This window comes from Mycobacterium sp. TH-M106 (assembly GCF_057473765.1).
Genome location: NZ_JBYCLE010000261.1, coordinates 1 through 3,186 on the forward strand (window position 1 = coordinate 1; position 3,186 = coordinate 3,186).

Consider the following 3,186-nt stretch of genomic DNA (forward strand, 5'->3'; position numbering starts at 1 on the left):
CGGCAATAACGCCGCCGGTGAACGGGAACGGCGCGGTGTACGCCGACGACACCGCCTGCCCGGTATTGCGCCCGACGCTCACCCCACCGCCGGCCAGCGTGAACGCTCCGGGCTGGGTGATCATCTCCGGCAGTGTCGCAACCACGGTGTCGTCGACGTACAGCGACGCCTCGCCGACCGGGGTGTGGCCGCCCGGCACGGTACCGCTGCGCTGAAAGCGCATGCCCAGAATGTGCTCGCCCGGAGGAACCGGGTCGGTCGCAGACAGCCACTGCTCCTGTTCGCCGAGGAAGTTGTAGACGTAGTGCAAGCGGCCACCTTGAAAGAACAGCACGTGCCCGCCGTGACGGGCACCCTGTTTGAACAACACGCCCTGCGCTCCGGTGCCCTCGACGGTGACTCGTGCTAGCACCGCGAACGACTGGCCACGCAGCTCCACGCACGCACCCAGCGGCACCTCGGCGGTGTTCGGGTAGTAGGTGTAGCTGGTGCGTTCCCCGGCCAGATAGGGCCGCCATCGGCCCATCATTTCGGCGATGTCGAGGTCCGCCAGCGGCAGTCCGTTGTACTTGGCGGCCTCGGCGAACCACACTGCCTTGAGCTGCTCGAGTTTGTCGGGGTGTTCGGCGGCCAGGTCATGGCACTGGCTGCGGTCGCGCTCGATGTGGTACAGCTCCCAGCGGTCGGCGTCGAAATGGCCCCAGCCGGAAGGGGTAGCTGCGTGCACGGTGTTGGCGAACCAGCCCTGATGCCAGATACCGCGGGTGCCCAGCATTTGATAGAACTGGGTCTGCTTGCCGGTGGCCGCGCCCGAGTCAGCAAGTGCCGCCTTGAAACTCACTCCTTCCAACGGCTTCTGGGCAATACCACGCACGGTCGCCGGCGGGGTGATATCGAGCAGGTCGTAGACCGTCGGAGTCACGTCGCAGACGTTGACATAGGCGTCGCACACCTCGCCGTGCGCTGCAATGCCGTTGGGCCAGCTGATGATCGCGGGATCGGCGATGCCGCCTTCGTGGGAGGCATAACGCTTGTAGAGCTTGTAGGGCGCATTGAAGGCCATCGCCCACCCGATCGGGTAGTGGTTGTAGGTTTCCGGGCCGCCGAGCTGGTCGAAGAGCTTCATCGCCTGCTCGACGGTGTCGATGTAGCCGTTGAAAAACTTGTTTTCGTTGGGCGAGCCGTTGGGCCCGCCCTCACCGCTGGCGCCGTTGTCTGAGATCACCACCACGATGGTGTTGTCCAGCTGCCCCGAATCCTCCAGGTAATCCAGGATCCGGCCGATCTGGGCGTCGGTGTAGCTCTGGAAACCGGCAAACACCTCCGCCATCCGGCAAAACAGCCGCTTCTCCTCGTCGCCCAGGGTGTCCCAGGGCCGCACGGTGTCCACCGCGGGCCATGGCAGGCCCTCCGCGCTGGTGGCGTCTGAGTAGGGGTTGACCGGCGACAACTCGGTGTCCGGCGGCACCAGGCCCAGCTTCTTCTGGTTTTCCAGCACGATCTCGCGGTAGGCCTCGTAACCCATGTCGAAGCGGCCCGCGTAGCGGTCCGCCCACTCGGTGAAGACATGGTGCGGAGCGTGGCCGGCGCCCGGGCAGACGTAGCCGAACCACGGCTTGCCGGGGGCGATGGTCTTGGCGTCACGGATGAATTCGATTGTCCGGTCAGCGATATCTTTCGAGAGGTGGTAGCCGTCCTCGGGTGTGGCAGGCGGTTCCACTGGGTGGTTGTCATACACCAGGTCGGGGTACCACTGGTTGGTTTCGCCACCCATGAAACCGTAGAACCGCTCGAAGCCCCGCGAGGTCGGCCAGTGCCGCCTGCTGGCGGCCATGTTCGCCTCCTCCAGCGGAGTGAGGTGCCATTTGCCGACGCAGAAGGTGTTCCAGCCGCATTCGGCGAGGACCTCGGGGAGCAGCGCTGTCTCGAAGGGTATGCGTCCACTGCAGTTCGGGAATCCGTCGGTGAACTCTTCAATGGTGGCCATGCCGACGCTGGTCGGGTTGCGGCCGGTCAGCAGCGCCGCCCGAGTCGGTGAACACAGCGCGGTGGTGTGAAATTGCGACAACCGTATGCCGCGGTCGGCGATGCGGCTCATCGCTGGCATGTCGACCAACCCGCCGAAACAGTCCCAGGTCGCGATGCCGGTGTCGTCCCAGACGAGGTAGAGCACGTTGGGGGCGCCGTCAGGTGCACTCGGCGCGGCGAAGGGACCCCAATCGGGCTCGGAGTCCCTGACGTCGAGTTCGATCCTGCCGTTGAATTCCGTCGCCATCACCCGACCTTCCCGCGAGCATGCACATAATCGCACGAATTCGGATCGGATCGTGCGATTCTCTGCATGCTCGCCGCGGGCTACTTGGCTTTCTCGAGGATCTCGACGAGACGCCAGTGCTTGGTCGCTGACAGCGGGCGCGTCTCCATCAGGGAGACTCGGTCTCCGATTCCGGCGATGCCGTCCTCGTCGTGCACCTTGACTTTGGTCGTGGTCCGGATGATCTTGCCGTAGAGCGGGTGGGGCACCCGGTCCTCCAGCTCGACCACGATGGTCTTGTGCATCTTGTCGCTCACCACGTAGCCGATGCGGGTCTTGCGCCGGCCCCGCGGCTTCGGGGTACGCGGCGTGTGCTTCGGACCCTTCTCCGCCGGGGCAGCGTCTTTCGGTGCGGCTTTTGATGCCCGGCCGGCCTTCGATGTGGTTTTAGCCTCTTTAGCCTCTTTAGCCTCTTGAGTTCCTGCCATGACGATCACGCACCCTCGGGGTTTTCGGGGCCTTCGGGCCCAGCGGCCAAGCCCAGTTCTCGCTCCCGCAACACGGTGTAGATACGCGCGATTTCGTGACGCACCGTGCGGAGTCGACGGTTGTTGCTGAGCTGACCTGTCGCCGTTTGGAAACGCAGGTTGAACAGCTCTTCCTTGGCCTCGCGCAGCCGCTCGGTCAGTTCTTCGGCGCTCAGCTCGCGCAGCTCGCCGGCGGAAACCCCCACTGCCATCAGAACTGCTCCTCTCGGGTGACGATCCGCGCCTTGATCGGCAGCTTGTGTATCGCCCTGGTCAGCGCCGCTCGCGCGATCGCTTCATTAGGGTAGCTGAGCTCGAACAGCACTCGACCGGGCTTGACGTTGGCCACCCACCATTCCGGCGAACCCTTACCCGAACCCATCCGGGTCTCGGCCGGCTTCTTGG

General features: G+C 64.8%; 4 protein-coding genes. All 4 read right to left on the reverse strand.

All coding sequences use genetic code 11. From position 1 onward, the window contains the following. On the reverse strand, nucleotides 1–2,275 hold a 2,275-nt coding region (locus tag AC2VOP_RS08980; RefSeq protein ID WP_486960634.1), incomplete at its 3' end, for an arylsulfatase. An 80-nt stretch (nucleotides 2,276–2,355) separates the two neighbouring features. Continuing rightward, nucleotides 2,356–2,742 (reverse strand): 30S ribosomal protein S17, encoded by a 387-nt coding sequence (gene rpsQ, locus AC2VOP_RS08985; RefSeq protein ID WP_486960635.1) that lies wholly within the window; start codon nucleotides 2,740–2,742, stop codon nucleotides 2,356–2,358. A gap of 5 nt (nucleotides 2,743–2,747) precedes the next feature. After that, nucleotides 2,748–2,993: a 50S ribosomal protein L29 gene (rpmC, locus tag AC2VOP_RS08990; RefSeq protein ID WP_486960636.1), complete on the reverse strand. Its 246-nt coding sequence runs from the start codon at nucleotides 2,991–2,993 to the stop codon at nucleotides 2,748–2,750. After that, the coding region (rpl16, locus tag AC2VOP_RS08995) for a large ribosomal subunit protein uL16 (protein WP_486951636.1) at nucleotides 2,993–3,186 on the reverse strand (194 nt) is incomplete at its 5' end. The genes rpl16 and rpmC, both read right to left, overlap by 1 nt.

Coding starts and splice junctions, on each gene's coding strand:
- rpsQ (WP_486960635.1), bottom strand. CDS start 2,742: ATGGCAGGAACTCAAGAGGCTAAAGAGGCTAAAGAGGCTAAAACCACA.
- rpmC (WP_486960636.1), bottom strand. CDS start 2,993: ATGGCAGTGGGGGTTTCCGCCGGCGAGCTGCGCGAGCTGAGCGCCGAA.